Below are 1,082 nucleotides of genomic sequence, written 5' to 3'. Positions count from 1 at the left end.
GACATGGATGTTTCTATCGGATAGGTGACATAGCGCTCGACCTCTTCGGGCGCGAGGCCTTCGGTCTCCGTGAAGACCTGGACGAGCGAGGGTGTCACATCCGGGAAGGCATCGACGGGCAAGGCGCGGAAGGCCATCAATCCGCCGATAGTCATGATCATAGCGGCAGCAACAGCGAGAAGCTTGCCACCAGCAATACGGTGCATGAAGTCTTTCATTGTTCTGCCTCCCTAATGATTGTGGCCGTCGCCGAAAGCGTCTTTTTCAAGCTCCGCTTTCAGAGTGAATGCACCAGTGCTGACGTATGAGTCGTTCAGGTCCAGTCCTGACAGGATTTCTATCTTCTGTCCGACCTTCCGTCCCGTTTGAACGGGCTGTGGACGAAAGCCATCCTCCGCCGGAACGAAGACAGATGTCCGGCCTTCAACGAGCTGAATGGCATTTTCAGGTACAAGAAGGGCCTCGATTGTCTCGCCAGCAGCGATATGAGCCGTGACGAACTGACCGGGTCGCAGAGTGCCATCCGGGTTGTCCAGCACGAGACGGGCAGTCGCCGTGCGGGACGTTTCTTCCACCACGGGCGAGATGAAGCTGATGCCACCTGTTGCCAGCATCGCCCCGTCGTCGCTGCGAAGGATGGCTTCATTGCCGACGACAAGCCGTGATAAATCCTCCTTGTAGACCGTGATATCGGCCCAGACTGTGCTGGTATCGACAATCACGATGAGCGGCTCGGCGCTCGCGGCATCGACGGACTGGCCGTGGGTCAGGTCGCGTCGGATGATCTGCCCCGGTATCGGGGCGCCGAGCGTGAATTGCGAGAGCGAGCCGTCCGGGGCGGAAGCCAGCCTATCAATCACATCATGACCGATGCCAAGGGCATGGAGTTTCGTCTCGGAGGACTCCCTGGCGGCGCTGGCTTTTCGAGAAGCCGCTCGCGCATTCAGCAGGTCCGCTTCCGCTGTGATCTGATCGGCGTAGAGTTTTTCTTCGCGCGCGAGATCGGTGCGGGCAAGATCCTCCGCCGAGACGCTGGCAAGATATTCTGCCTTGAGATCAGCCAGTTCTCGGCTTGAGATGAC

Annotated in this window: 2 protein-coding genes; both read right to left on the bottom strand. The window is 58.9% G+C overall.

Annotated features, from left to right (window positions below; all coding sequences use genetic code 11):
• The coding region (locus FF098_RS17465) for an efflux RND transporter permease subunit (RefSeq protein ID WP_166426621.1) at positions 1-218 on the bottom strand (218 nt) is incomplete at its 3' end.
• Positions 219-230: 12 nt separating this feature from the next.
• Positions 231-1,082, bottom strand: an 852-nt coding sequence (locus FF098_RS17460; protein ID WP_155142990.1) for an efflux RND transporter periplasmic adaptor subunit, incomplete at its 5' end; no start/stop codon positions are given.

This window comes from Aquisalinus luteolus (assembly GCF_009712425.2).
Lineage (GTDB): Bacteria > Pseudomonadota > Alphaproteobacteria > Caulobacterales > Parvularculaceae > Aquisalinus > Aquisalinus luteolus.
This window is presented reverse-complemented; position numbering and strand designations above follow the sequence as displayed.